We start from the raw sequence: 23,186 nt of genomic DNA on the forward strand, positions 1-23,186 counted from the left end.
CCCCGCTCAGAGCACGGGCCACCACGAGGCATCCGTCCAGAGCGCGAGCTCCTGCTCGAGCGCCGCGCCGACCCGGAACACCGCTGCGTCGTCGTAGGTGCGCCCGACGAGCTGCACGCCCGTCGGCACGCCGTTCGGCGCGATGCCCGACGGCAGCGCGAGCACCGGCACCCGGCCGATCACGTTGAACGGCAGCGTCATGAGCTGCGAGAAGATCGCCGTGCTGTCGGTGCACGGCTCCTCGGCCGCGAGGCCGGTGGAGGCGACGGTCGGGCAGAGCAGCACGTCGTAGCCCGCCATGAGCTCCGCGAAGGGGCGGTAGAACGCGGACTCGGCGACGAGTCCCTCGACGTACCCGCCGCCGCCCGCCGCCTGCTCGGCGAAGGCGCGCGTGTACGGCATGAGCTGCGCGGCGCGCTCGGCGTCGCCCTCGACGATCTGCTCGATGAACGGGCCCATCACCGCGCCGAAGTGCGGCCAGGCGGTGTCGAGCACCCGCTGCGGGCCCCAGGGCAGCTCCACCTCGACGACGCTCGCCCCGGCTGCGGCGAGCGCGGCGGCCGCCGCCCGCGTGTTCGCCTCGACGGCCGGGTCGACGTCGTAGCCGCCGAGCTCGAGGCAGAGCGCGACGCGCACGCCGTCGAGCGAGCCGACGCGGCCGGAGACCTCGGCGATCTCGCGCAGCGAGGCGGCGTCGCCGACCCACGGACCTGAGAGCACGTTCTGCAGCAGGGCGACGTCGGCGACGCTGCGGCCCATCGGTCCGTCGGCGCAGTAGGTGTCGGAGTTGAACGGCGCCATGCCGGGCACGCGGCCGAACGGCGGCTTGTAGCCGACGACGCCGCAGAAGGAAGCGGGGATGCGGATGGATCCGCCGATGTCGGAGCCGGTGGCGAGCAGCGTCGCCCCGGCTGCGAGCACGGCGCCGGAGCCGCCGGACGAGCCGCCCGGCGTGTAGTCCGGGTTCCACGGGTTGCGGGTGACGCCCCAGAGCTTGGAGTGCGTGACGGGAGCGCAGCAGTACTCGGGGGTCGTCGTGCGGGCGTGCACGACCGCCCCGGCGGCCTGGATGCGCTCGACGATGGGATGCGTCTCCTCGGCGGTGTTGCCGCGCTCGAGCAGGCAGCCGTCCTCGAGCAGGCGTCCGGCGATGGGCTGCTCGTCCTTCAGCATCAGCGGGATGCCCTCGAGCGCACCGAGCGGCGCTCCGCCGTTGGTGCCCGCCGCGGCAGCCGCGAAGCGCGCCTCGGACGCGAGGGCTGCGGCGCGGGCCTCGTCGATCCACTGCTCGGTGACCGCGTTGATCGTCGGCTCGACGGCGGCGGTGCGCTCGAGTACCGCGTCGAGCAGCTCGACCGGGGAGAGCTCGCGGCGGCGGAACCGCTCGGATGCCTCGGTGGCGGTGAGGTGGTGCAGGTCCATCGATGCGTGCCTTTCGCGCGGCCGTACAACGTACGGCTCCGTACAGTGTACGGACGATACTCTTGCATCCATGCCGTCACGTCAAGAGGCGCCCGCCGTTCGCCCGGCGCTCAGCCGCCGCGAGCTGGCGGCCGCGTCCATCGAGCTGATCGAACGCGACGGTCTCGAGGCGCTGACGATGCGCCGGCTCGCCGCCGAGCTCGGCTTCGCCCCGATGAGCCTCTACACGCACGTGCGCAGCCGCGACGACCTGGTCGACGCCATCGTCGAGCAGCTCATCGAGCGACTCGCGCTCGGCGACGACGAGGCGACGAGCCCGACCGCCGACTGGCGCGAGCTCGTTCGCCGCACGCTCGGCGCGTACCGCGATCTCGCGGTCGCCCTCCCCCGATCCTTCGAGCTGCTCGCCCTCGCGCCGTACGGCACCGCGCCCGTCGCCCCGCACCTGCGGGCGACCATCGCCCGGCTGGAGTCGTCGGGTCTCGACTCCGAGGCGGCGAGGGAGATCCTCGGCATCGTCGACGGCTACGCCTCGGGCTTCCTCGTCGTCTGGGCGCGCAGCCGCGAGACGGCCGCAGCCCAGGCCGACGGCGTCGCCGCGCTCCGCGACCTCGCCATGTTCGACCGCGGCATCGACGCGATCATCGCCGGCCTCGACGCCACGCTCGTGCGGGGCGGCGGCACTGCCGACGGCCGGCGCGGGGACTGACGCGGACCGCGGTCGGTTTCGCTCTCCGGTTCAGAGCTCCGCCGGACGGGCCGGCCGGTGACTCCAAGCCGGGACGGCGTAGGTGAGTTTCGCGAGCTCCTCGCCGGAGTTGATCGAGACCGTTCGCCCCTCGAAACCACTCCCGCTGATCCCGACGCTTCGGTCGTCGATCGCGACCGGTGAGTCCTCAAAGCCGAAGTGCTCGACCGCGCGACCTTCGATGATCGCCTCGATGCAGTCGATGATCATCCACTCAGATGCATCGCCGCCGGCGAGGAGCACGGTGCGAAACGTGAATCCGGCGAACACGTCGCACCGGTCGCCGTCGATTTGGAGGTGGATCGGCGTGCCCGCCACTCGGGGAAAGATCCACGCCCGGGTGTGGTCATTGCTGAAGATTGTGTCCGCGGTCTCGCCGAGGAAGGCCGTCAAGAGTTCGCGCAGCTTGTCGGGGTTGAAGCGCATCAGGCTAGCCTCCGTATGCCATGAGTAGGAGCAGGGTGAGATCGGCGAGAAAATGCCCAACGATAACCGCGATCATCCCCCGCCGAAGCCGCATGCACACCGCGTGCGCGGCCAGGGTGAACACGGTCGTCAGTGCGACTCCGACCCACCCGCCGGGAGCCGATCGACGACCTCGACCCCGTGACACGCGAGCGGGTGGAGCGTATCGTCACGAGCGCGGGCGCATCCGCGTCGGCGTCGTCAGCCGGGAGGGAGCGTGCCGGGATGGCACAGAGAGATGTCGTGACCCGTTCGAACCGCGGGCAGTGGGAGAACGAGGTCGAGGGCGAGCCCGAGCGCTCGCAGAGCTTCGCGAGCCGCGAGGAGGCGATCACCGCGGGCCGGGAGCTCGCCGCCCTGCTCGGCACCACGCACACCGTCATCGAGTCTGAGCCGACGGGCGTCATCACCGACGAGGAGCCCGAGGACTAGCGAGGCGCACCGGATCCGCTACTTCGCCTCGTCTTCGGCGACCCGCCGTTGACCGTCTCCGCCGAGAACGAGGAAGGTGCCCATCTGCGTCACCCCATCGTGTTCGTACACGGGGACCGATCGATCGCCGCGCCCCTCGGCCTCCTGCCAAGCGAGCGCCTCTTCGGGCCTGGTGAACGATTCGGCGGCGGCTTGACCGTTCGCGTCATCCAGATCGATCTTGCGGACGTAGCCTTCGCGGCCATTCGTCGCGACGACCAGAATGAGGTCGGGTTCCTGGTCGGGCGATGCCGCATCGGCCGCTGAACCGAAGGTCTCGCCTTGGTCGTTCTTCGGATACTCGGCGGCTGGCATCGACACGGAGGAGGCGCCTCCTTCAGGGGCGAGCCCGGTTGGCGAGTGCAGCACTGGACCTGCCGCGACGGCTACCCCGAGCCCCAAACCCATTGCCGTTGCCAGGGCGAGGCCGAAGAGAAGTCCGGCCAACTTCCTTGGGAGCGATCCACTCACGGTCATCACGTCCGATCTACGAGTTCTGCGACGGGGAACGATAGGTGTAGAAGGACGAATACCCGCTCCCGTTCCACCCGATGGAGACGCCGTAGCTGTACCACGTTCCCCCGGAACGGCGCGTACACGAGTACCCGAAGGCCACGGTGCCGGATCCGCTGTTGTACGAGTTGACCCCTTCACAACTCATGGCCCCTCCGCTCGTGAAGAGCCGCCCACGGGATCCCGCCCAGCCGGATGGCGTGCCTCCACCGGTGCGCTGCGTGCTGGTCACGGCAGTCGCAGACTTCGCGCTCGTCGAGATGTAGGCGTAATTGGAGAACTGCGTGCCGCCGGCAGTGAAGTAGCCTCGGGCACTCTCCGCGTACCCGGCTACCGCCGGCTGGGCCCCCACCCCCGCGAGGAAGCCCGCGAGTACGGCAGTAAGCATCGCCGCCGCACGCCGCCCTGCGTGCCCCCGGACAGGCGATCGATCGACTCGTTTCATGTTCCGCCCCCATGCCAACGTCAGTGTTGTCATCCCATTACCTCAGCCAGACCCATATGCGTCAATACCGGATACCAAGATAGGTAAGCAGATCTGGGGCCAACTCATCAACCTTCGTGCCAATTGCGTCAGCTGGGATGCCTGCGGCAGCCACGGCGGGCGCACCCGAAAGATCGACGCCAGCCCACCGCGTGATCACCGACGAGGAGCCCGAGGTCTAGCCGGACGGATCAGTCCAGCTCGTCGAACAGGATGGCGCGCGGGTCGGCGCCCGCTCGACGGGCGATCCGCTCACGAGCCCTCCGCTCGGCCGCAGCGCCGTTCAACCCCAGCACCCGGACGCCATGCTCGGGCGCGTCGAGGATGACGAGCGGACCCGAGCGCGAGGTCCGCACCCGCACGAGCTCCGGGTCGAGGTCGGAGAGCGCGTAGGCGACCTCATCGTCGGCGAAGCCCGCCGCGCGCAGGCCCGCCTCGACCCGGTCGACCCGCGGTCGCGGTGCGGATCGCCTCACCTCCGTCCGCGATCCGCGCAGCTCGAGCCAGCCCATCGTCGCCGCGAACGCGAAGACGAGGCCGAGCACCACGAGCCCGACGACGTTCATGCCCTCAGGCTAGGCGAATCGCGGCTGCGCGGGCGGGCGCGTTTCCCTTCCCGCACACGCGGAACGCCCGGCCCTCCGCGGAGGGCCGGGCGTTCCGGTCGATGGGGTTACGCGGCGTGCGGCATCCCGGTGGCAGGAACCGCGGATGCCACGACGAGCTCGTCGCCCGAGGCATCCACCCGCACGAGTCCGCCGTCGCCGAGCTCGCCGGAGACGAGCAGGTCGGAGATGCGGTCGTCGACCTCGCGCTGGATGAGCCGGCGCAGCGGCCGAGCCCCGAACTCGGGCTCGTAACCGTGTTCGGCCATCCACGCGACGGCCGCGCCGGTCACCTCGAGGCCGATCTCGCGCGCGCCGAGGCGAGCGCGGGTTGCGTCGAGCATGAGCGACACGATGCGGGCGATCTCGTCCTGCGTGAGCTTCTTGAACAGCACAATCTCGTCGATGCGGTTCAGGAACTCGGGACGCATCGCCTCGCGCAGCTTGCCCATGACGCGGTCGCGCAGGTCCTTCTCCGAGGAGAAGCCGTTGGCCGAGGCATCCGCCGACGCGACGAAGCCGAGCGCCCCCGAGCGCGAGGCGAGGAACTCCGAACCGAGGTTCGAGGTCATCACGACGACCGTGTTGCGGAAGTCGACCGTGCGCCCCTGCCCGTCGGTGAGGCGCCCGTCGTCGAGCACCTGCAGCAGCAGGTTGAACACGTCGGGGTGCGCCTTCTCGATCTCGTCGAACAGCACGATCGAGTACGGGTTGCGGCGCACGCGCTCGGTGAGCTGGCCCGCCTCGTCGTAGCCGACGTACCCGGGAGGGGCGCCGACGAGCCGCGACACGGTGTGCCGCTCGCCGAACTCCGACATGTCGAAGCGGATCACGGCGGTCTCGTCGTCGAACAGGCGGTCGGCGAGCGCGCGGGCGAGCTCGGTCTTGCCGACGCCCGTCGGCCCGAGGAACAGGAACGAGCCGACCGGCCGCTTCGCGTCGCCCATGCCGGTGCGGTTGCGGCGCACGGCCTTGGCGACGGCGGTGACCGCGTCGTCCTGCCCGATCACGCGGGCGTGCAGCTCGTCCTCGAGGGTCGCGAGGCGCTCGCGCTCCCCCTCGGTGAGGCGGTTCACCGGGATGCCGGTGGCGCGCGAGATCACCGCGGCGATCTGCGCGTCGTCGACCGTGGCGTCGCCGGTGTTCGCTCCGCGGGCCTTCGCCGCGGCGGATGCCTCGTCCAGCTTCCCCTGCACCTTCGCGATCTCGTCGCGGATGCGGGATGCTTCCTCGTAGTGCTCGGCGGCGACCGCGGCGTTCTTCTCGGACTCGAGCTCGGCGAGCCGCGCCATGAGCGCGGGCACGTCGGTCTTCACGCCGAGGCGGAGGCGCAGTCGCGCGCCGGCCTGGTCGATGAGGTCGATCGCTTTGTCGGGCAGCACGCGGTCGGGCAGGTAGCGGTGCCCGAGCTCGACGGCGGCGCGGAGCGCGTCGTCGGTGTACTCGACGCCGTGGTGCTCCTCGTAGGCGGGCTTCAGGCCGCGCAGGATCAGCACGGCATCCTCGACCGAGGGCTCGCCGACGCGCACCGGCTGGAAGCGGCGCTCGAGGGCGGGGTCCTTCTCGATCTGGCGGTATTCCTTGAGCGTGGTCGCCCCGATGAGGTGCAGCTCGCCGCGCGCGAGGCGCGGCTTCAGGATGTTGCCCGCGTCCATGCCGCCCTCGCCCGCGCCTCCGGCGCCGACGACGGTGTGCACCTCGTCGATGAAGACGATGAGCTCACCGCGGTGGGCGGCGATCTCCTCCATCGTCTTGGTGAGGCGTTCCTCGAAGTCGCCGCGGTAGCGGGTGCCGGCGAGCATGCCGGGAAGGTCGAGCGCGATGACGCGCTTGCCGAGGAGGGCTTCGGGCACCTGCTCGTCGACGATGGCCTGTGCGAGGCCCTCGACGATCGCGGTCTTGCCGACGCCCGCCTCGCCCACGAGCACGGGGTTGTTCTTCGTGCGGCGGGAGAGGATCTCGATCGTCTGCTCGACCTCGTCGGCGCGGCCGATCACGGGGTCGAGCTCGCCGTTGCGGGCGCGCTCGGTGAGGTCCATGCCGAACTTGTCGAGCGTCGGCGTGGTGGTCTCCTGAGCCTGCTCGTTGGTTCCCTGAGCCTGTCGAAGGGAATCCCCCTCGCCGGTCTCCTGAGCCTGTCGAAGGGCCTCATCCACCCCGTCCCGCATCGTCTGCGTCAGCGCCTCGGCGGTGACGCCCGCGCGAGCGAGCACCTGCCCGGCCGGGGCATCCTGACCCAGCACGAGCGCGAAGAAGAGGTGCTCGGGGTCGATGTACGTCGCGCCCGAGGAGCGCGCCACCTGGTAGCTGTGGAACAGCGCGCGGGATGCCGAGGGCGTGATGGTCGCGGCGTCGCGCCGCTCACCGAGCTCGTCGAAGGGCACGTCGCCGGATGCCGGCAGTCGCGCCTCGGTCGCGGTGATGATGCGCTCGGGGCTCGCGCCGACGCGGCGGATCGCCGCCTGCACGCTCTCGTCCTCGACGATCACGCGCAGGATGTGCAGCGCGTCGAGCTCGGTCTGGCCGCGCTCGAGGGCGAAGCGTCCCGCCTGCTGAAGAATGCTCTGGGTGCGGGCCGTCAGGAACCGGCTGAGGTCGATCGACCGCGCCTGACGGGCCTGCTCACCCGCGAGGTATCGGGCGAGGAACTCGTCGAACGAGCTCGCGCCGGCCTCGTTGAAGTCGTTGGGCACCTGGCCTCCTGGTTGAAGTTGAGTGTGGTTCGCTCAAGTTCAACGCAGTGAGGCGGGAGGTATTCCCACGACACTCTCGGCTCTATCGCAATCAGACAGGCAGGCACCCCAAAATGGGGCCCCTTGCGCTGTTCGAGTCCCACCGACGAGTCCGATACGGTTGCATGGTTCTGGCGAAGGAGCTAACGACCTAATGGCGGATACAACGCAGTTCGACCACGACCGAATAAGCCATCTACTTGCGGACCGGCTCCTCGAAGTCCCGCCATTTCAGCGAAGCTATTCTTGGGACGAGGGCAATGTGGCAGATTTCCTCACTGATCTTGAAACCGCTCGACACAAGGGTGCCCCTTACTTTCTCGGAACCGTCGTTTTTGCGAACGATGAGGGGAACTCGCGCCAGCAAATTGTGGACGGCCAGCAGCGATTGACGACTACGGCTATCCTGCTCATCGCGATAAGGGATTGCCTCCGCGACTTCAAAAAGGACAAGGCCGCTGCGCACGTCGATGAGACCTACCTTCGGGGTTACGACCTGGAAGCCGAAGAACTCGTCGAACGCATTGTTCTCAACCCAGATGACCAGCCTGTCTATGACTTGCTGCTAGCACGCAGCCCGCTACCAGAAGCGGGAGAGTCTCGCCTAGCCGATGCGTATCGCCAAGCCGTTTCGTACCTTAAAGAACTCGCCCCGACCGAGAAGGACTACCGGAAGCTCATCAACATCACGACCCAGCTTGATGATTCAGTTCAGGTCTTGGTTGCAGTCGCCTCAGATCTTCCTGAGGCTTACGTGATCTTCGAGACTCTCAATGATCGCGGCGCCGATCTAACAACCGCAGATCTGCTCAAGAACTATCTCTTCAGTCAAGCGAAGCAGAACTTCAACTATGTCCAGGCCGTATGGACGAAGGTAAGCGCTGAGTTCGACAGGCCCGAAGAGTTTGTCAAGTTCATTCGATACGACTACATGTCCAGGAATGGACATGTGACCGCACGAAACCTCTACAAGGCCATGCAAGACGACATCGGCACAGGCCCCTCCAAAGCGAAGATCTATATCCAACGTCTCGATGAGGCTCGCGGCGTATACCTCGCGCTCAAGGACGTCGACAACGCTCTTTGGGAGTCGCTCGACTTCGACATGCGCGACTCCGTACTCGCCCTGCGCCGATTTGGTCTCGAGAGCAGCTACCCCTTGATCCTCGCAGCGTTCGCAACTTGGAAGGACGATCGAATTCGAGCCGCCCGTCTATTCATCAAGGTGACGAACTGGTCCATACGAGCGCTCTTCGGCGGACGCCTGGGCGGGTCCGTAGCCGAGCAGGCATTCAGCAACGCTGCAAAACAGGTCAGTGAAGGCCGGGCGAAGAACCAAGACGACGTGAAAGGGCTCCTAGGAGCGATTGTCGTTGAAGATCCGGAGTTCGTTGCAGACTTCCGCAGATACGGCAATGTATCGATCCCGCGCGCCAAGTACCTCCTTGCGATGCTCGAGCGAGCTCACAGAACTCGGTCTTCAGAGCCGCTCGATGGACTCCCGGACTGGGCTAGCCGAACTGTGACGCTAGAGCACCTCATGCCTCGTACCGAGGCCAAGTCAAATGAAGTCAAGCTTGGATACGTCGAGACCCTTGGGAACATGGCGCTCTTGGAGAAGACACTCAACAAGGACCTCGAGGACCGACCGTTTCATGAGAAGACCGCCGTATACAGCCGCTCCACGTTCCATGTCACCAACGAATTGGCGACGGAGGAATCTTGGACGAAAGCTGATGTCGATCGGCGGATGGCAGCACTCGCGAAACTGGCCCCAATGGCCTGGCCCGGCTAGAAACCATCGGCAGCGCTGGCCGGGTCGGGGAGGTTCAGGTCAACCTGAAGTCACGTGATCTGACAACGTCACGAGAATCGAGCACGTAGCGAGGCGCACAGGACCCCGTCGAACAGCGGCAGCAACCTGTGTCAGCAGATCATCGAGCCAACCGTCACGACGCACTCGTTCTCCGCCAGCTCAGCCGTAGTCGACTCGGTTGCGCCCTGCAGTGCGAGCAGTTGGCTGCAGGGGTTTGTAGCCGCTCTTCGACATCGAGGGTCGCTTCGCAGCGCAAGCGGCGACGAGCTCGCAGCGATGACGGTGGCTGCACATAGACTCGGCGACGTCGTTGCCGGCGTGCATCATCCGGCGCTGGACTATCTGGAGGGTTGATGCCGCAGTTCACGGTTTCAGAGGCTCGCAATGCCGGTGTAGCTAGAGCCCAGTATCAGTTCGGCGGAGCACGGGAGGTTCTTCGAAAATCAGTGGCGAATGCAGAGGGAAGGTACGACATATTCCTCAGCCACAGCCTCCGCGACGCGGAGCTGATCTTGGGCGTCCGTGAGATCCTTCAGCGGACCGGTAAGCGTGTGTACGTCGACTGGATCGACGACCCTCAGCTGGATCGTTCGCACGTAACGAGGGCGACGGCAGCACAGCTGCGCGGGCGGATGATCCAGTGCAGTTCATTGGTGTATGCAGCCACACCCGCCTCGACCGCCTCCAAGTGGATGCCATGGGAACTCGGGTTCTTCGATGGTCACAAAGGCCCCGAGGCGGTAGCGATCATGCAGCTAGTCGACTTCGCTGGTCAGAGCGTCGGTCAAGAGTATCTCGGCATCTATCCAAAGATCGAGCGAACGTCCACGGGCGCCCCTGAGGTTACGCAGCGCGAGAACGGACGGATCCTGAGGAAGTCGCTCCACGATCTGGTGCAGGCACGTGGTGGCGCCGCTTGGAGGAGCACGTTCTGATGTGGCCGAAACGAGCTGACACTCCCGCGGTTCCGTCTGCTGAGGACCGGCGGAAGCACTTGGACTTCATCCAGTCTGTGATCGCGAGGATGGCCTCATCGTCGGCGGTCACCAAGGGGTGGGCATTGACAATCGCTGTAGCGACGTACGGGTACGCAGGCACGAAGCAGTCGATTCCGGTATCGATCCTCGGCATCGGAGCCGTCCTGGTGTTCGCAGCGCTCGACTCCCGGTATTTGCTGGAGGAACGCAAGTACAGGAGGCTTTTCCGGGCAGCAGCTGCCGACGCGGTCGAGGTGTTCGACATGAATGCAGACGGGTACTGCAAGACTCTCGAAAAGAGTGCACGCAAGACCCTCACCATGGCCGATGTGATGTGGTCCTGGTCGGTACGCAACTACTACGGGGTGATCTTCATTGCGGGGCTGATTCTCCTAAGTTGGATTATTTGGTTTTGAGCTTGCGCACTGCTCCGCGCAGAGCTTCCCATGCGACGTCTTTTTGCGCTTCGCTGTAGTCACTCTCGGGCGGCCAGATGCGACCGATCCGGTCGTTTTCCCACCGGGGGACCACGTGGACGTGGACGTGCATCACTGTCTGGCTTGCTGCAGCTCCGTTGGATTGAATCACGTTTAGCCCGTCGGGCTTGATAGTGTCTCTGATCGCCGAAGCGATCGCCAGGGTTGTGCTGGCGAGACGGGCTGCAGTGTTCTCGTCGAGCTCCCAGATATCGGGGACGTGGCGCCTCGGGATGACCATCGTGTGTCCAAGGATTGCCGGCTCGGTTGGAAAGAAGGCGATTGTTTCCGCGTCGCGGTAGATCTCTCGAGCGTCGGAATCCTCGTTCACGACAATCTCGCAGAATGGGCAATCGTTGCGCGTGTCGCTCATGAGCGCTGGTAGGCCCTATCCACCCATGACGCAAGGTTGGCCTTGATGCTCGCGTGCACCTGTTGGCTGGTCAGACCCGACGGGGTGAACAGCGGCACATAGTCTGCCACGGTCCCGCCACCCTGCAGCGCGACGTTCTCGAAGGGGTTGGCTCCAGCGCTGTCCGTTCGGCCGGTGCTGTCAGCGAGTCCATGGATGCGAACTCCGAGGATCGGCTTCTTGGCGTTCCATGCCTTGGTGATCTCGTACTGCACCCACTGACGTGAAGCGGTCTGTGCGCCGACCAACACGATGACGGCCTTCTTGTAGGACATCTGCTGGTCGATCCAGGCCTGGATTGCGGCTTCGCCCTTGCGCTGAACTTCTTCCCATTTCTGTGCGTTGAGGATCGGCTGCCCGTCGAGCATTCCGATGTTGATCACCTGCTGTACCCGCCACGCGTCGCGGCTGTAGTGGAAGCTGTAGAAGACGGACCTGGCCATTCGTGATCCCTTCGGGTACGTGCAATCGGTGCGAGAACTCACGTCCACGGTACCGGGAGCGACTGACATCTTGGGGGCGGCGGTGGAATGACGCGAGATGGCGCCGAGTGGCCAGGCGGAAACCTGATAGTTCGGAGCCATATGCGCATCGGCAAATCGCACGCGAACTAGCGCTTGTCGTTAGCCACCCAGGGCGACGCGTCAGACTACTTGCTCGACACGCGTCCCTCGCCCGCCTCGCGCACCGCATCCAGCACCACCTGCAGCGCCGGCGAGTCCGCCTGGCTCCGCCGGTGCACGGCCGACACTCCCCTGGTCGACGCGGGCTGCGCAGTCGGGATCGCAACGAGGTCCGGATGCAGCGGCGGCCGCCCCATCCGCGGCACCAGCGCGACCCCGAGTCCGGCGCGCACGAGCTCCAGGTGGTTCTCGAACTCCATCGACTCGTGCACGATGCGGGGCGCGTTCGAGACGCCGTCGAACAGCCGCCGCAGCCACTGGCGGCAGATGGTCGAGTCGAAGGTCGCGATCCAGTCCTCGTCGGCCAGGTCGGCAGGGGTCAGCGCAGGAGCGCCGGCCAGCGGGTGGTCGCGGCGCAGGATCACGTCCGCGACATCCGTGAACAGCGGCGTCTCGACCAGGTGATCGGGCATCGCGAGCGCGACACCGCCCCAGCGGTGCACGATGCCGAGGTCGCGCTGCCCCGACGCGACGAGCGCGATCGTCTCCCACGGCTCGCTCTCGCGCAGGGGAACGCGAAGCTCGGGATGCTCCGCCCGCAGCTTCGGCAGCACGTCGACGAGCAGCCCGCGCACCGCCGTCGAGAACACGCCGATGCGCACCTCGCCGACGACGGGTCCGCGATCGGCGGCGGGACCGCCCGCGAGGTGAAGGTCGGCCTCGATCCGCTCCAGCTCGGCGAGCACCGTCGCCGACGAGGTCACGAGCTGGCGACCGGCATCCGTCAGCACCACGCCGCGCCCCGCCCGCTCGAGCAGGGCGACGCGTGTGCCGCGCTCGAGCCGCTTGATCTGCTGCGACACCGCGGATGGCGTGAAGCCGAGCGCGTCGGCGGCCGCCGCGACGCTGCCGTTGGTGGCCACGGCGCGCAGCGCGACCACGGCTTCGAGATCGATCATGCACGGATGCTACCGAATCGTTCATCCGACTCGTCACCACGGCTTCCGATCGCCGAATGGAAGAGATTCGTTCCATGACCGTGACCTGGAACGAATCTCCTCCATCTAGAGAACGGAGAACGCGAAAATGCGGCGCGCCCCTGCTGACCATGCACGAACGCTACCGAATCATCCGCAGAAACCATCGCTGGTGTTTCCGGATGCCTCGCGCTGAAGTGGAAGCATGACGCGACGAGACATGCTGCTGGCCGCCCTCGTGGCGACGATGTGGGGCTTCAACTTCGTCGTCATCGACTGGGGCATGACCGGCATCCCGCCGCTGCTGTTCGTCGCGATCCGCTTCGCCGTCGTCGCCCTCGCGGTCGTCGTCGTGCCGCGCCCGCTCGCGAGCTGGAAGACGATCGTCGGCGTCGGCCTCTTCATGAGCCTCGGCCAGTTCGCCCTGCTCTACACCTCGATGGCGCTCGGCCTGCAGCCGGGCATCGCCGCGCTGCTGCTGCAGGCGCACGTCGTGCTCACGATCGTGGTCGCGGCGCTCGCGCTCCGCGAGCGGCCGACGCGGATGCAGACGATCGGCGTGCTCGTGGGCACCGTCGGGTTGGGGGTCGTCGCGCTCGGACGCGGCGGGGATGCCCCGGCTCTCGCCGTCGTGCTCGCCCTGCTCGCCGCCCTCTCGTGGGCGATCGGCAACGTCATCTCGCGCCAGGCGGGACCGGTCGCCCCCGCGAAGCCCCTCGGAGCCCTGTCGCTCACGGTGTGGTCGTCGCTCGTGGTGCCGCTGCCGGCGCTCGGGCTGTCGGCGCTCATCGAGGGGCCCGACGCGATCATCACGGGCCTCGCCGCGTTCGGCTGGCGACCGATCCTCTCGACGCTCTACACCGCCGGGCTCTGCACGCTCATCGGCTACGCGATCTTCAACGCCCTGCTCGCGCGCAACCGCGCCGCCTCGGTCGTGCCGTGGGTGCTGCTCGCGCCGGTCGTCGCGATGGCGTCGGCCGCGCTGCTGCTCGGGCAGGTGCCGAACGTCTGGGAGACGGTCGGCGGCGCGGCGCTCGTCGCCGGCGTCTTCATCGCGAACGCGCCGGCACGGCGGCGGGATGCCTCGGTCGAGGCATCCGCTCCACCCGTCGCGAGTCTGCGGAGCTGACGCTACATTCGTGCTGTGAGCCGAGGGCGTTGGAGACCATGGCTGGGCGGACTGGTCGTCATGCTCGGCTCCGCCGCCATTGTGCTCGCCATCTGGGCGCTCGAACGGATTCCGCTTGCCGAGCATGGGGGCCCGTACGTCCTCATGGGCGCGCTGCTGCTGGCAGGGATCGGCGTCACGCTCCTCGTGCCCGGTCTCAGGATGCTCAGTTCACGGCGCGACGAGACCCGTCCGACGACCTTTTAGCGCACGCTGTCACAACGCCGCAACGCCACAAATCACCGACACGAAATCGTTCGTCTCCCGCGCCGCGCGGTTCGGCACGGGCCGAGCCGGTCCGCGTCGGAAGGCGGCAGCGCTCAGAGCGCCCCGGTCGCCGGCTTCTCGACGACGCGGCCGTCGCCCTCGAAGGACAGCAGCCGGTCGGCGAGCTTGTCGACGAAGAAGCGGTCGTGCGAGACCACGACGACGGCGCCGGGGAAGTGCGTCAGCGCCCGCTCCATCACCTGCGTCGAAGTGATGTCGAGGTGGTTGGTGGGCTCGTCGAGCACGATCACCGCGGCGCCTGAGAGCAGGCACTGGGCGATTGCGACGCGCGCCCGCTGGCCGCCCGAAAGGGTGCCGATCTTCTGCTGCAGGTCCGCGTCGGAGAACTGCAGCATCGCGAGGAACCGCGCCACGCTCTTCTTCGTCGCCGTGAACGCGAGCGAGTCGGGGTACGCGTTCACCGCGTGCCCGACGGTGTCGGTCAGGTCGAGCTCGGCGTACACCTGGTTGTACGACACGAAGCGGGCGCCCTTCGCCCAGCGCACGGTGCCCGCGTCGGGCGACGTCACCCCGGTGAGCACGTCGAGCAGGGTCGACTTGCCGGATCCGTTCGGCCCGATCACCGCGACCCGGTCGCCGCGCTGCAGGTCGAAGCTGAGCCCGTCGAACACGGGCGCGCCGCCGAACGACTTCGACAGCCCGGTGACGGTGAGCAGGTCGTTCGACACCTTCAACCCGTCGTAGATCGAGGTGATGATCTGGTCGATGGGGCGCGGCGCCTGCCGCTTCTTGATGTCGGCCAGTCGACGCGCGACGGCGTTCGAGGGGTTGCGCGCCGCTTCGCGACGAGCGGATGCCGCGGCCTGCTCGTAGGCGAGCAGCTCCTCCTCGTGCGCGAACTGCTTCTCGAGCATCTTCAGCCGGGACTGCTTCGCGTGCACGTACGCCGAGTAGTCGCCCTCGTACTCCTGCAGGCGGTAGTTCTCGATCTCGATGATGCGGTCGACGACGCCGTCGAGGAACTGCCGGTCGTGCGACACCACGAGCACCGCCCCGGCGAAGCCCTGCAACCAGTTCTCGACCCACTTCACCCCGTCGAGGTCGAGGAAGTTCGTCGGCTCGTCGAGCAGCAGCACATCGGGTGCCTGCACGAGGATCAGCGCGAGCGCGGCGCGGTTGCGCCATCCGCCCGAAAGCCGATCGACGGGCAGGTGCCGGCGCTCCTCGTCGAAGCCGAGCCGGGTGAGCACCGTGTCGATCGTGGTCTCGTAGGTCCAGCCGCCGACGGCGTCCATCCGCTCGAACAGCGCACCCTGCTCGGTGAGGAGCTTGTCCATGGCCGAGGCGTCCATCGGCTCCGCGAGCTGCGCGCCGATCTCGTCGAGCCGCGCCTGCGTCTCGTGCACCTCGGTGAAGTGGTCGCTCAGCGTCTGCTGCACGCTGCGCTCGCCGTCGAGCTCCGAGAACTGCGAGAAGTAGCCGATCGTCGTGCCCTGCGTGACGTCGACCGTGCCGCCCGTGGGCTCGCGCCGGCCGAGCACGATCTCGAGGAACGTCGACTTGCCCGTGCCGTTCTTGCCGATGAGGCCGACGCGGTCGCCCTTGCGCAGCTTCAGGAACGCCTCTTTGAGCACCGGTCGCCCGTCGTAGTCCATGCTGACGTCGTTCAGGCGGATCAGGCTCACGGGTGTCCTCGCGTCGGGGTCGGGAGCGGCGAGACGGATGCCTCGAGCCGCCAGTCGACTCTACCGAGCCCGCCTGTGCACGGGCGGCGACGCCAATTAAGTCGGCTATAAAAACCTCGGTAGTACAAGACCCTAGCGTAATTACCGCATTAAAAGGAGACTGTAGTCCTTCTACCTTTTCAGGCAGATTCATAGTTGGAAGCATCACCCAAATGAGGGCCAGAACTGCCCAGGGCTGGCCCCGGAATGCCGTCGATCGGAGCAGAGGTGAATACGAAAGGTTCTCGCGTTGCGCTCGCTGGTGCTGCTGCCGGGATTGCGCTCGCCATTGGTTCAGCGGCAACCCCCGCGTTCGCGTACTGGTCCTACTCGGGCGGCTACTCTGCGCCCCGCTCGGCATGCATCACGGAAATGCGCGCTCATCAGCAAGCCGGCTACACGATCTTGCAGGGCTGCACGAAGTATTACGCCAGCCAGGGCGGCTGGCTGCTGGACACTCGAATCTGGGTGCCGTGACACTGCGCCCTCGCTGCCCGCTCCCGAACCGTCCGGCCAAGCCCCTTCGCCTCAAGCCAGGTACGGTGCTCGTGACTCTTCTCGCGGCAGTCACGCTCTCGGGCTGCGTCGCCACAGTTGCGCCGACACCTTCGACGACATCGCCAGCGGCCACCGCGCCGTCGATGCTGCCGCCTTCGGTGGTCCTCGAGCTCAGCGCGCAACCTGCCGAGAACCTCGACGCTTTCAATGCCATTGCCGAAGAAGTCATCGTCCGCGGGGCTGCCCCAACGACCTCAGATTTTGTCGACGCGCTGCGAACAGCAGGCGCAACCGACGAGCGCCTTGAGTTCGGCACGGACCTCACCACAGAGGGCAAGCCCGTTGATGCCTATTTCTGGGCGCTGAGGTTCGATACTGGCTGTCTCATCGGGCAGTTCCGCCCGTTGGAGACCGATCCTGAGAAGTCTCGCTATCTGAGCGCCGAGGCGCCACTCGTCGGCGGCAAGTGCCTCGTCAGCGCAGAGCGCTGATGGCCGGCTACCCCGCGTCGCGGGGCGGGTTGTGCATGAACTCGATGCGGATGCCGTTGTCGTCCTCGAGGAACGAAGCGTAGTAGCGCTCGTTGAAGCGGGGGTACAGCTTCGGCTCGCGCACGACGCTCCACCCGGCATCCGTCGCGACCGCGTGCAGCCGGTCGACCTCGTCGCGGGAGTCGACCGCGAAGGCGAGGTGCTGCCAGCCGACGCGACCGTGCTCGTGCGGGCCGGAGTCGGGCTCGCGCGCGGCGAAGACGATGAACTCCGTCTCGCCCTCCTTCCACCAGGCGGCCGAGTCGTGGTGCTCGCCGCCCTTCTCGAAGCCGAGGGCGGTGAGCACGGCGTCGAACTGGTCGATGCCGCGGCGGAGGTCGGCGACGGAGACCCCGAGGTGATCGAAAACTGGCATGCGCACCAGTCTGACGGATGCCGGCGACGCTCCCGGATGGGCAGGGCTGCCCATTCCCCCACGGCGAGCACGGGGATAGCTTGGCCGCACGCACGATCGAAGGGAACACGATGCGCACCTCCATCCGCACGAAGACGGCGGCCCTCGCCACCGCCGCACCCGCGAACGCGGTGTATGAGCAGATGCAGACGTACAGCAACTACCCGACGAAGCAGCGCTGCCTGTCGGAGCGCACCTACGCGTTCCAGCGCATCGCGGCCACCGGCCACACGCGCACGGCGTACACGCCGTGCCACTACCAGGACGCGAAGCGGAAGTGGATGTTCCAGGTCTGGTTCATCTGAGCCGAGCAGTTCGCGGCTCGCTCGTCAGCGACGCGGTCTCCGGCTCCGGCTCGCTGACGAGCGCGCAGCCGCATCTACTTCCCGGCTTGGATCAGCAGATCGGGTTTGATGACACCCGCCCGCAGAATCTCTTCGAGGTCGCTGACCTCGGCGTTGAAGCCGCTCTGCCGCCGAATCTCCTTGCGAACCGCGTCGAGCACGGATGACGACTGCAGCACCTCGGCCAGCGCTTGGGGCGACGTTGCCGCCTGACGCTTCCAGAGTTCGTCGATCGTGCCACGCTTGAGCGCGGATCGATGCAGATGAAACAGTCGCTCGATCTTCTTCGGCGCCGGCTCATCGGCCAGGAGGTCGACGTCGAGCGCCAGGTTGGTCGCCACCTGCTGACCTGTCGCCACTGTGACGTGGTATGCCTGCCAGCGCTGCCCGTTGGTCAGGATGATCCACTCGAGACCTTCCTTGACGGCGTACGTCTCGACCTGTCGAAGGTGTCGAGCGTTCAGCTGCTGGGCTGCACGCTTCACCTCGATGAACGCGATGAGCTGTTTGTCGATACGCACGCCGTAGTCGGCGAACTCCCCACGAACCGCATACTCGGTCGTGAGGTCCTCGTATTTGTCGTACCCGAGGGCCATGCAGAGGAAGTCCGTCACGAGCAGACGGGTGTCGCCCTCGTTCGCATCCCGGTCGACCAGGTCCTGCAGCGGACGCTGGAATTTCCGCAGCGCACCGCGAATCTCGTCGCGGGCGTCCGTCTCCCACTTCGGGCCGGCGGTCTTCTTGGGGGCGGGCTGGGCGTCACTCATGGGTTCCCTCGTGTGGTGCGTCATTGCGCCGACGATCGACACCATGCCAGCGTCCCAAAGGTCCGCCCACGCATCACGGGAGGGGGTCACCCCAAAACTGGGGTGACCCCCTCCGAATGACTCATCCCCGCCGCACCGCCGCGACGACGCCGGCGAGCGCGACCAACCCGGCGCTGACGAGCAGCGGCCCGACCGCGCCGAACGCGCCCGCGTAGCCCGCGCCGCCGAGCACCGGCCCGACGGCCGCTCCGACATTGAGCGACGCCGTCGCGTAGGAGCCCGCCATGGTCGGCGCCCCGGTCGCGACGCGCATCGACGCGGCGATGAGCGTGCTGCCCACCGCGAACGACAGCGCGCCCTGCACGAAAGTGAGCACGAGCAGCGCGGCCGGGTTCGCGGAGAGCAGCGCGAAGGCGCACCAGCCGGCGAGCAGTGCGACGCCCGCGAACCGCAGGATGCCTCGCGGGTGCCGGTCGCCGAAGCGCCCGGCCGCCCACACGCCGAGGAACGCGCCGAGCCCGAACACGGCCAGCACGATCGGTACCGTCGCGCCGTCGAGTCCGGCGCGCTCGGTCACGAGCGGCGCCAGGAAGGTGAACGCGCAGAACGTCGCGCCGTTCACGAGCGCCCCGAGCACGAGCGGGCGCAGCAGCGCCGGGCGGCGGAGTTCGGCGAGCTCGCTCCGGAGCGGCGGCGCAGCGAGTGCCTGCTCGCGGGATCCCGGCGAGGCATCCGTCCGCGTCGGCACGGCGAGCGCTACGCCGACAAGCGCCGGGAGTGACAGGATCGCGACTCCCCAGAGCGCCGCCCGCCAGTCGAGCAGCGCGCCGACCGCGGCGCCGGCGGGCACCCCGACGATGAGGGCGAGCGTCGTGCCGCCGAGGATCACGGCGAGCGCACGCGCGAGCCGCTGCGGCGGCACGAGCGCCGAGACGGTCGACAGCGTCACCGCGAGGAAGCCGGCGTTGCAGAGCGCCGCGACGACGCGCGTCGCGAGCAGCACGCCGAAGCTGCCGGTCAGGGCGCCGATGACGTGCATCGCGAGGAAGCCGAGGAGCAGCGCCGAGAGTGCGATCCGCGGCGACCAGCGGCGGGCGAGCACCGCCATGAGCGGGGCGCCGACGACCATGCCGACGGCGAACGCGGTGGTGAGCAGCGCCGCTTCGGGCACGGTGACGTCGAGATCCGCGGCGATCGCCGGGAGGAGACCGGCGAGCATGAACTCCGAGGTGCCCTGCGCGAAGACCGCGACGGCGAGCAGCACGATGAGGATTGGCATGAGTGATCTCCGATGAGGGTGACGGTCGGTCGATGACGGACCGGCACACCGGAGCCCCGAACCAGGGCGTCGTGCATCGAGGGGTCGATGCGGCGAAGCGCGCGCCGCTCAGCGGGCGCGATCGAGGTTGGAGCTACCGGCGGGCCGGCAGCTCGACTCTGGATGCTTCGGGAGAACTCACCCGCCCAGGCTAGTGGATGCCTCGACGAGCCGGCGTGCGCCGGTTGATAGGGTGCCGGGACACGTGCGTCGCGAACCATGGACGACGACGCAGGAGCTGGGGGCCACGATGAGCGTTTCACCGACCAACGACCGACGAGCGGCGACGCCGAACCCGCGCCTCGCGTTCCGGTATCTCATCGTCGGACTCGTGGCGGAGCTCGTCGCCCTCGGCGCGTGGTTCGGGGTCGCGTTCCTCGAGCAGGGGTCCCCGCCGGCCGTCGCGCTCACCTTCGCGGCCATCGCGCTGCACGCGTTCTCTGTCGCGTTCCTGCTCGCCGCGACCATCTTCGGCATCGTCAACCTGCGCCGCCGAGTTCAGCCCACCGCCATTCAACTGCTGGCGGCGCTCGCGCTCCCGATCGCGGGGGTGCTGCTGGTGCCGTTCGTGGTCGTGCTGTTCCTGATCACGACCTCGTAGACGCTCGACGGGTCGTGGCGGCCCCGAGGAACGCGCGTGCGTCTCGTGTGAGCAGCAGGATGCCTGCCAGGAGGAGCAGTGCGACGTCGAAGAGTGCGACCGGGGTCACACGGATCGAGACCACGGCCGCGACGACGAGCAGCACGGGGATGCCGCCCCACGCCCACGGCTGCCCGCGCCAGCAGGCGAAGGCGACGGCGACGTGCGCGGCGGCGAACGCTCCCGTGAGCAGCACGGTCTGCCATTCGCCCGCCGACAATCCGTTCTCGCTCCCCGCGGCGAGCGCGACGAGCCCCACCGGGATGGTCCAGAGGCCCCCAGCGAGCGTCACCAGCCCGCTCGCCCACGCCGCCGATGCAGGGACAGCCGCAGCAGGCACCGGCCGCCAGACCCCGCGTCGCTCCTTCCCGCGCTCGGCGCGTTCGGTCGCAGCGGCCACCGTGAAGCCACGCGACGCCGGCATCCACAGCAGGATCGCCGCGGCGAGCGCCGCGACCGCAACGCCGACGAGCAGCAGGTTCGTGACCGGCCCGCTGAGCGCCGACACGGTCACCAGGACCGCGTACACGGAGACGACGATCCGTGGCCACCGCCGCCGGCGCCGCACTGCCAGCGCGGCGAGGAGCGGCACTGCGACGACCCCAGTAGAGACGAGGGCGAGCAGCACGGCAGCGGGCGCGACGGCCTCGGCGGGAAGCCCTGCGTAGGCGGCCGGCAGGAACAGCGGGACGGCGTTGATGAGACTCAGGCCCGCGCACACGTACAGCAGAAGCGTCGCCCAGAGGACGGTGGATGGTCGCGCAGGTGCGGGCGACCGAAGGCCCGCCGCGTTCACCGTGTTCACTGCGGCCAACCCGCCGTGTCGCCCACGCCGTCGGGATTGGTCAGCACGTGACCGAGGACCCGAACCACCACTGCGACCGCGACGAACACTACGAACAGGAAGGCGGTGATCGCGACTCCGATCCAAATATGCGAGTCAACCGTGAGTGCGGCGAAGAGCATCCCGAGCATCAAGATGCCCGAGAAGACGGCGTTCACCAGCGAGCCGAGACGCCCGAACGGGCCGAGACGAAGTTCGTGGCGAATCTGCGACGACGCCGGCGGCCTGAGTTTGAAGTCGCTCTCGGACCATTCCTCACCGTCCCACCATCGCAGCATGTCGTCGGCGTGCGGATCGACATACCATCCGGGCGGCGGGCCGATTGGCAGCTCACTCATCGCCGCGCCTTTCGTTCCGGTGGGTACGGATGACCTCGGGCAGTGGGCAACAGCGCCGATCCTCGGACATCTTCCCACGACGTCTGGTCATGTCGACGCGCCGAGTTCACCGACCGCCTGTGCGACGATCACGTCGAGCGCCCGCCGCGCCCAGCGAAGGCCGGATGATTCGCGGCCGCTGGCGACAAGCCGCAGCCGTTCGATCACGAACAGGCGAACGACCAGGATGCCGAAGCCGATCATCGCGGTGAAGAAACACAGGAAGAGCTGAGCTTCAACCGGCATCGTCGCCCTCCTCGGTCATCGAACGTGTTTCAACTCAGTGCGACGGTACTGGCCGAGCACGACCAGTCGATTCGTCAGGAGCATCAACGCCCCCGTGCCGAGCGCGAGAAAGAAGAGCACTGTTCGGGGGGCGACATGCGATTGATCGAACTCGACGGAGTCGTAGAAGCCCGGGATCATCTTGCCGAATCGGATCGACAGTGTCGATGGTGTCACTCCCGCCAGAAGTCCGCTGATGCCGAACAGCAGGAGCGTCCACGTCGCCGTTCGCCAGAGCGAGAATGGCCGATCGAGACGCCACGTCGCCGCTGTGCCAACCCGCCACCCGGTGTAGCTGCCCGCTACGAGCCCGAGCACGACGCAGACAGCCAACACCGCGCCATGTCCCCACGCGGGGGCGATCTTTTCGTAGGCGACGATGAGATCGGAGTCGATGATGCCGAGGGGCCTCAGGATCAATCCGTCCCAGAGCACCACCGTCCACGTCGCCATCGCAGGCACCCACAGCACGAGGTCACTCAACAGGCGTTGATGCCAGCGCACGTGCTGATCGTCAGTCATCGCGTCCTCGCCCTCGCCTTGGCCTTGGCCTTGGCCTTGGCCTTCGATCAGTCATCCCTGCACTGCCTCGACTGGGTGCAAGATGAGCTCTCCGAGACTGCGGTGCCGTTGGCGGGACGCCTCGGCGACTCCCCACGTGCTGGGCGTGCCGAGAGTGAACGTCACCGCCCCCTCCGCTCCCCGCACGGCGAGCGCGTAGTATGCGAAACCGCCGATCCTGCGTGAACCGAGCTCCACGCCTTCAAGGTTCTCAACCGCCGCGACCGGTACCGGGCCGTCGCCGACATCGGACCAGAACTCGAGCCTTCCGGGCAGGACGATCAGCGCAACGATCACGTTCTCCGGCGCAATCCTCACCCAGTGAACGCGGACGTGGCCACGCTGCCGCAGCTGAGAAGCCGCCCTGCGCGCACCCCGGCTCGCGGCGTAGCCGATGACGCTCGCCAGAAGGAACCCGCCAGCAGCGATCCCAACAGCCAAAGCGCCGAGCGTGATCAATTGGTCGAGCCGCGAGGTCGCGACGGCATCCACGATCGCAGGGAAACCCACCCCCACAATGAGCAGACCCGCGGCCGCGGCGAACACCGCACGACGGACACCGGCCCGCCGTGCCGACGGCATCTCGACGAGGGCAACCTCACTCATCCGCCAACCATTCGGACAAGAGCAGCGCTTCATCTTGCGAAAGGTCTATCCGAGCTGAGTCCATAATCAACCCCTACTCCGATCCCGAGCGTATGCCCGCGCCGCCGGCGACCAAAGAGCAGCAGCCGAGATCGACACTGCGGCGAAAACGAGCCACGCC

The 23,186-nt window shown here is 67.6% G+C and carries 27 protein-coding genes; 10 read left to right on the forward strand and 17 right to left on the reverse strand.

What is annotated here, in order from left to right; all coding sequences use genetic code 11:
• Positions 1–6: 6 nt before the first annotated feature.
• Positions 7–1,422 (reverse strand): amidase, encoded by a 1,416-nt coding sequence (locus tag MTP13_RS00625; RefSeq protein WP_243569145.1) that lies wholly within the window; start codon positions 1,420–1,422, stop codon positions 7–9.
• A gap of 70 nt (positions 1,423–1,492) precedes the next feature.
• Here MTP13_RS00625 and MTP13_RS00630 point away from each other — a divergent pair, with 70 nt between their 5' ends.
• On the forward strand, positions 1,493–2,131 hold the full coding sequence (locus MTP13_RS00630) for a TetR/AcrR family transcriptional regulator (protein WP_243569146.1): 639 nt from the start codon (positions 1,493–1,495) through the stop codon (positions 2,129–2,131).
• A gap of 30 nt (positions 2,132–2,161) precedes the next feature.
• Here the strand turns inward: MTP13_RS00630 and MTP13_RS00635 are convergent, their stop codons facing one another.
• Positions 2,162–2,596, reverse strand: coding sequence for a hypothetical protein (locus MTP13_RS00635; RefSeq protein ID WP_243569147.1), 435 nt, complete (start codon positions 2,594–2,596; stop codon positions 2,162–2,164).
• A 264-nt stretch (positions 2,597–2,860) separates the two neighbouring features.
• On the opposite strand from MTP13_RS00635, the gene MTP13_RS00640 reads away from it, so the two are divergent.
• Positions 2,861–3,067, forward strand: a complete 207-nt coding sequence (locus MTP13_RS00640; protein ID WP_243569148.1) for a DUF2188 domain-containing protein — start codon at positions 2,861–2,863, stop codon at positions 3,065–3,067.
• 18 nt (positions 3,068–3,085) lie between these two features.
• On the opposite strand, the gene MTP13_RS00645 is transcribed toward MTP13_RS00640, so the two are convergent.
• From MTP13_RS00645 to MTP13_RS00655, 3 genes are all read right to left on the reverse strand, one after another.
• Positions 3,086–3,427, reverse strand: a complete 342-nt coding sequence (locus MTP13_RS00645; RefSeq protein ID WP_243569149.1) for a hypothetical protein — start codon at positions 3,425–3,427, stop codon at positions 3,086–3,088.
• 867 nt (positions 3,428–4,294) lie between these two features.
• A complete protein-coding gene (locus tag MTP13_RS00650) occupies positions 4,295–4,669 on the reverse strand; it encodes a hypothetical protein (protein ID WP_243569150.1) in 375 nt (124 codons plus the stop codon).
• Positions 4,670–4,776: 107 nt separating this feature from the next.
• The gene (locus MTP13_RS00655) at positions 4,777–7,401 is read right to left on the reverse strand and encodes an ATP-dependent Clp protease ATP-binding subunit (RefSeq protein WP_243569151.1); all 2,625 of its coding nucleotides are present in this window, start codon (positions 7,399–7,401) and stop codon (positions 4,777–4,779) included.
• A 193-nt stretch (positions 7,402–7,594) separates the two neighbouring features.
• Here MTP13_RS00655 and MTP13_RS00660 point away from each other — a divergent pair, with 193 nt between their 5' ends.
• The 3 genes from MTP13_RS00660 to MTP13_RS00670 all read left to right on the forward strand — a co-directional run bounded on the left by MTP13_RS00660 (position 7,595) and on the right by MTP13_RS00670 (position 10,649).
• Entirely contained in the window at positions 7,595–9,235 is a 1,641-nt protein-coding gene (locus MTP13_RS00660; RefSeq protein ID WP_243569152.1) for a DUF262 domain-containing protein, read from the forward strand.
• A 374-nt stretch (positions 9,236–9,609) separates the two neighbouring features.
• Positions 9,610–10,191, forward strand: coding sequence for a hypothetical protein (locus MTP13_RS00665; RefSeq protein WP_243569153.1), 582 nt, complete (start codon positions 9,610–9,612; stop codon positions 10,189–10,191).
• A gap of 59 nt (positions 10,192–10,250) precedes the next feature.
• On the forward strand, positions 10,251–10,649 hold the full coding sequence (locus tag MTP13_RS00670; protein ID WP_243569154.1) for a hypothetical protein: 399 nt from the start codon (positions 10,251–10,253) through the stop codon (positions 10,647–10,649).
• On the opposite strand, the gene MTP13_RS00675 is transcribed toward MTP13_RS00670, so the two are convergent.
• The 3 genes from MTP13_RS00675 to MTP13_RS00685 form a co-directional block, all read right to left on the reverse strand.
• A complete protein-coding gene (locus MTP13_RS00675) occupies positions 10,636–11,082 on the reverse strand; it encodes an HIT family protein (protein ID WP_243569155.1) in 447 nt (148 codons plus the stop codon). The two genes, MTP13_RS00670 and MTP13_RS00675, sit on opposite strands and share 14 nt — an antisense overlap.
• Positions 11,079–11,564 (reverse strand): TIR domain-containing protein, encoded by a 486-nt coding sequence (locus tag MTP13_RS00680; protein WP_243569156.1) that lies wholly within the window; start codon positions 11,562–11,564, stop codon positions 11,079–11,081. Before MTP13_RS00680 ends, MTP13_RS00675 begins: the two co-directional genes overlap by 4 nt.
• 206 nt (positions 11,565–11,770) lie before the next feature.
• Positions 11,771–12,703: a LysR family transcriptional regulator gene (locus tag MTP13_RS00685; RefSeq protein WP_243569157.1), complete on the reverse strand. Its 933-nt coding sequence runs from the start codon at positions 12,701–12,703 to the stop codon at positions 11,771–11,773.
• Positions 12,704–12,926: 223 nt separating this feature from the next.
• Between MTP13_RS00685 and MTP13_RS00690 the strand changes: the two genes are divergently transcribed.
• Both MTP13_RS00690 and MTP13_RS00695 read left to right on the forward strand, forming a co-directional pair.
• The gene (locus MTP13_RS00690) at positions 12,927–13,850 is read left to right on the forward strand and encodes an EamA family transporter (protein WP_243569158.1); all 924 of its coding nucleotides are present in this window, start codon (positions 12,927–12,929) and stop codon (positions 13,848–13,850) included.
• A gap of 60 nt (positions 13,851–13,910) precedes the next feature.
• Entirely contained in the window at positions 13,911–14,096 is a 186-nt protein-coding gene (locus MTP13_RS00695) for a hypothetical protein (RefSeq protein WP_243569159.1), read from the forward strand.
• 113 nt (positions 14,097–14,209) lie between these two features.
• On the opposite strand, the gene MTP13_RS00700 is transcribed toward MTP13_RS00695, so the two are convergent.
• Entirely contained in the window at positions 14,210–15,802 is a 1,593-nt protein-coding gene (locus tag MTP13_RS00700; protein WP_243569160.1) for an ABC-F family ATP-binding cassette domain-containing protein, read from the reverse strand.
• A 581-nt stretch (positions 15,803–16,383) separates the two neighbouring features.
• On the opposite strand from MTP13_RS00700, the gene MTP13_RS00705 reads away from it, so the two are divergent.
• Positions 16,384–16,830, forward strand: coding sequence for a DUF6993 domain-containing protein (locus MTP13_RS00705; protein ID WP_243569161.1), 447 nt, complete (start codon positions 16,384–16,386; stop codon positions 16,828–16,830).
• Between the two features lie 7 nt (positions 16,831–16,837).
• Here the strand turns inward: MTP13_RS00705 and MTP13_RS00710 are convergent, their stop codons facing one another.
• Positions 16,838–17,245, reverse strand: coding sequence for a VOC family protein (locus MTP13_RS00710; protein WP_243569162.1), 408 nt, complete (start codon positions 17,243–17,245; stop codon positions 16,838–16,840).
• A gap of 110 nt (positions 17,246–17,355) precedes the next feature.
• Here MTP13_RS00710 and MTP13_RS00715 point away from each other — a divergent pair, with 110 nt between their 5' ends.
• A complete protein-coding gene (locus MTP13_RS00715; protein ID WP_243569163.1) occupies positions 17,356–17,589 on the forward strand; it encodes a hypothetical protein in 234 nt (77 codons plus the stop codon).
• 74 nt (positions 17,590–17,663) lie between these two features.
• Here the strand turns inward: MTP13_RS00715 and MTP13_RS00720 are convergent, their stop codons facing one another.
• On the reverse strand, positions 17,664–18,440 hold the full coding sequence (locus MTP13_RS00720; RefSeq protein WP_243569164.1) for a type I restriction enzyme HsdR N-terminal domain-containing protein: 777 nt from the start codon (positions 18,438–18,440) through the stop codon (positions 17,664–17,666).
• A gap of 76 nt (positions 18,441–18,516) precedes the next feature.
• Positions 18,517–19,674 (reverse strand): Cmx/CmrA family chloramphenicol efflux MFS transporter, encoded by a 1,158-nt coding sequence (locus MTP13_RS00725; protein ID WP_243569165.1) that lies wholly within the window; start codon positions 19,672–19,674, stop codon positions 18,517–18,519.
• Positions 19,675–19,963: 289 nt separating this feature from the next.
• On the opposite strand from MTP13_RS00725, the gene MTP13_RS00730 reads away from it, so the two are divergent.
• Entirely contained in the window at positions 19,964–20,314 is a 351-nt protein-coding gene (locus MTP13_RS00730; protein WP_243569166.1) for a hypothetical protein, read from the forward strand.
• Here the strand turns inward: MTP13_RS00730 and MTP13_RS00735 are convergent.
• From MTP13_RS00735 to MTP13_RS00755, 5 genes are all read right to left on the reverse strand, one after another.
• Entirely contained in the window at positions 20,301–21,158 is an 858-nt protein-coding gene (locus tag MTP13_RS00735; RefSeq protein WP_243569167.1) for a hypothetical protein, read from the reverse strand. The two genes, MTP13_RS00730 and MTP13_RS00735, sit on opposite strands and share 14 nt — an antisense overlap.
• Positions 21,155–21,535: a DUF2510 domain-containing protein gene (locus MTP13_RS00740; protein ID WP_243569168.1), complete on the reverse strand. Its 381-nt coding sequence runs from the start codon at positions 21,533–21,535 to the stop codon at positions 21,155–21,157. The genes MTP13_RS00735 and MTP13_RS00740 overlap by 4 nt, the downstream gene beginning before the upstream one ends.
• Before the next feature lie 87 nt (positions 21,536–21,622).
• Entirely contained in the window at positions 21,623–21,820 is a 198-nt protein-coding gene (locus MTP13_RS00745; RefSeq protein ID WP_243569169.1) for a hypothetical protein, read from the reverse strand.
• Between the two features lie 15 nt (positions 21,821–21,835).
• Positions 21,836–22,381, reverse strand: coding sequence for a hypothetical protein (locus MTP13_RS00750; protein WP_243569170.1), 546 nt, complete (start codon positions 22,379–22,381; stop codon positions 21,836–21,838).
• 51 nt (positions 22,382–22,432) lie between these two features.
• On the reverse strand, positions 22,433–23,026 hold the full coding sequence (locus tag MTP13_RS00755; RefSeq protein WP_243569171.1) for a hypothetical protein: 594 nt from the start codon (positions 23,024–23,026) through the stop codon (positions 22,433–22,435).
• Positions 23,027–23,186 lie beyond the last annotated feature (160 nt).

The sequence above is a fragment of the Agromyces soli genome, from assembly GCF_022811605.1.
In the GTDB taxonomy this organism is placed as follows: domain Bacteria; phylum Actinomycetota; class Actinomycetes; order Actinomycetales; family Microbacteriaceae; genus Agromyces; species Agromyces soli.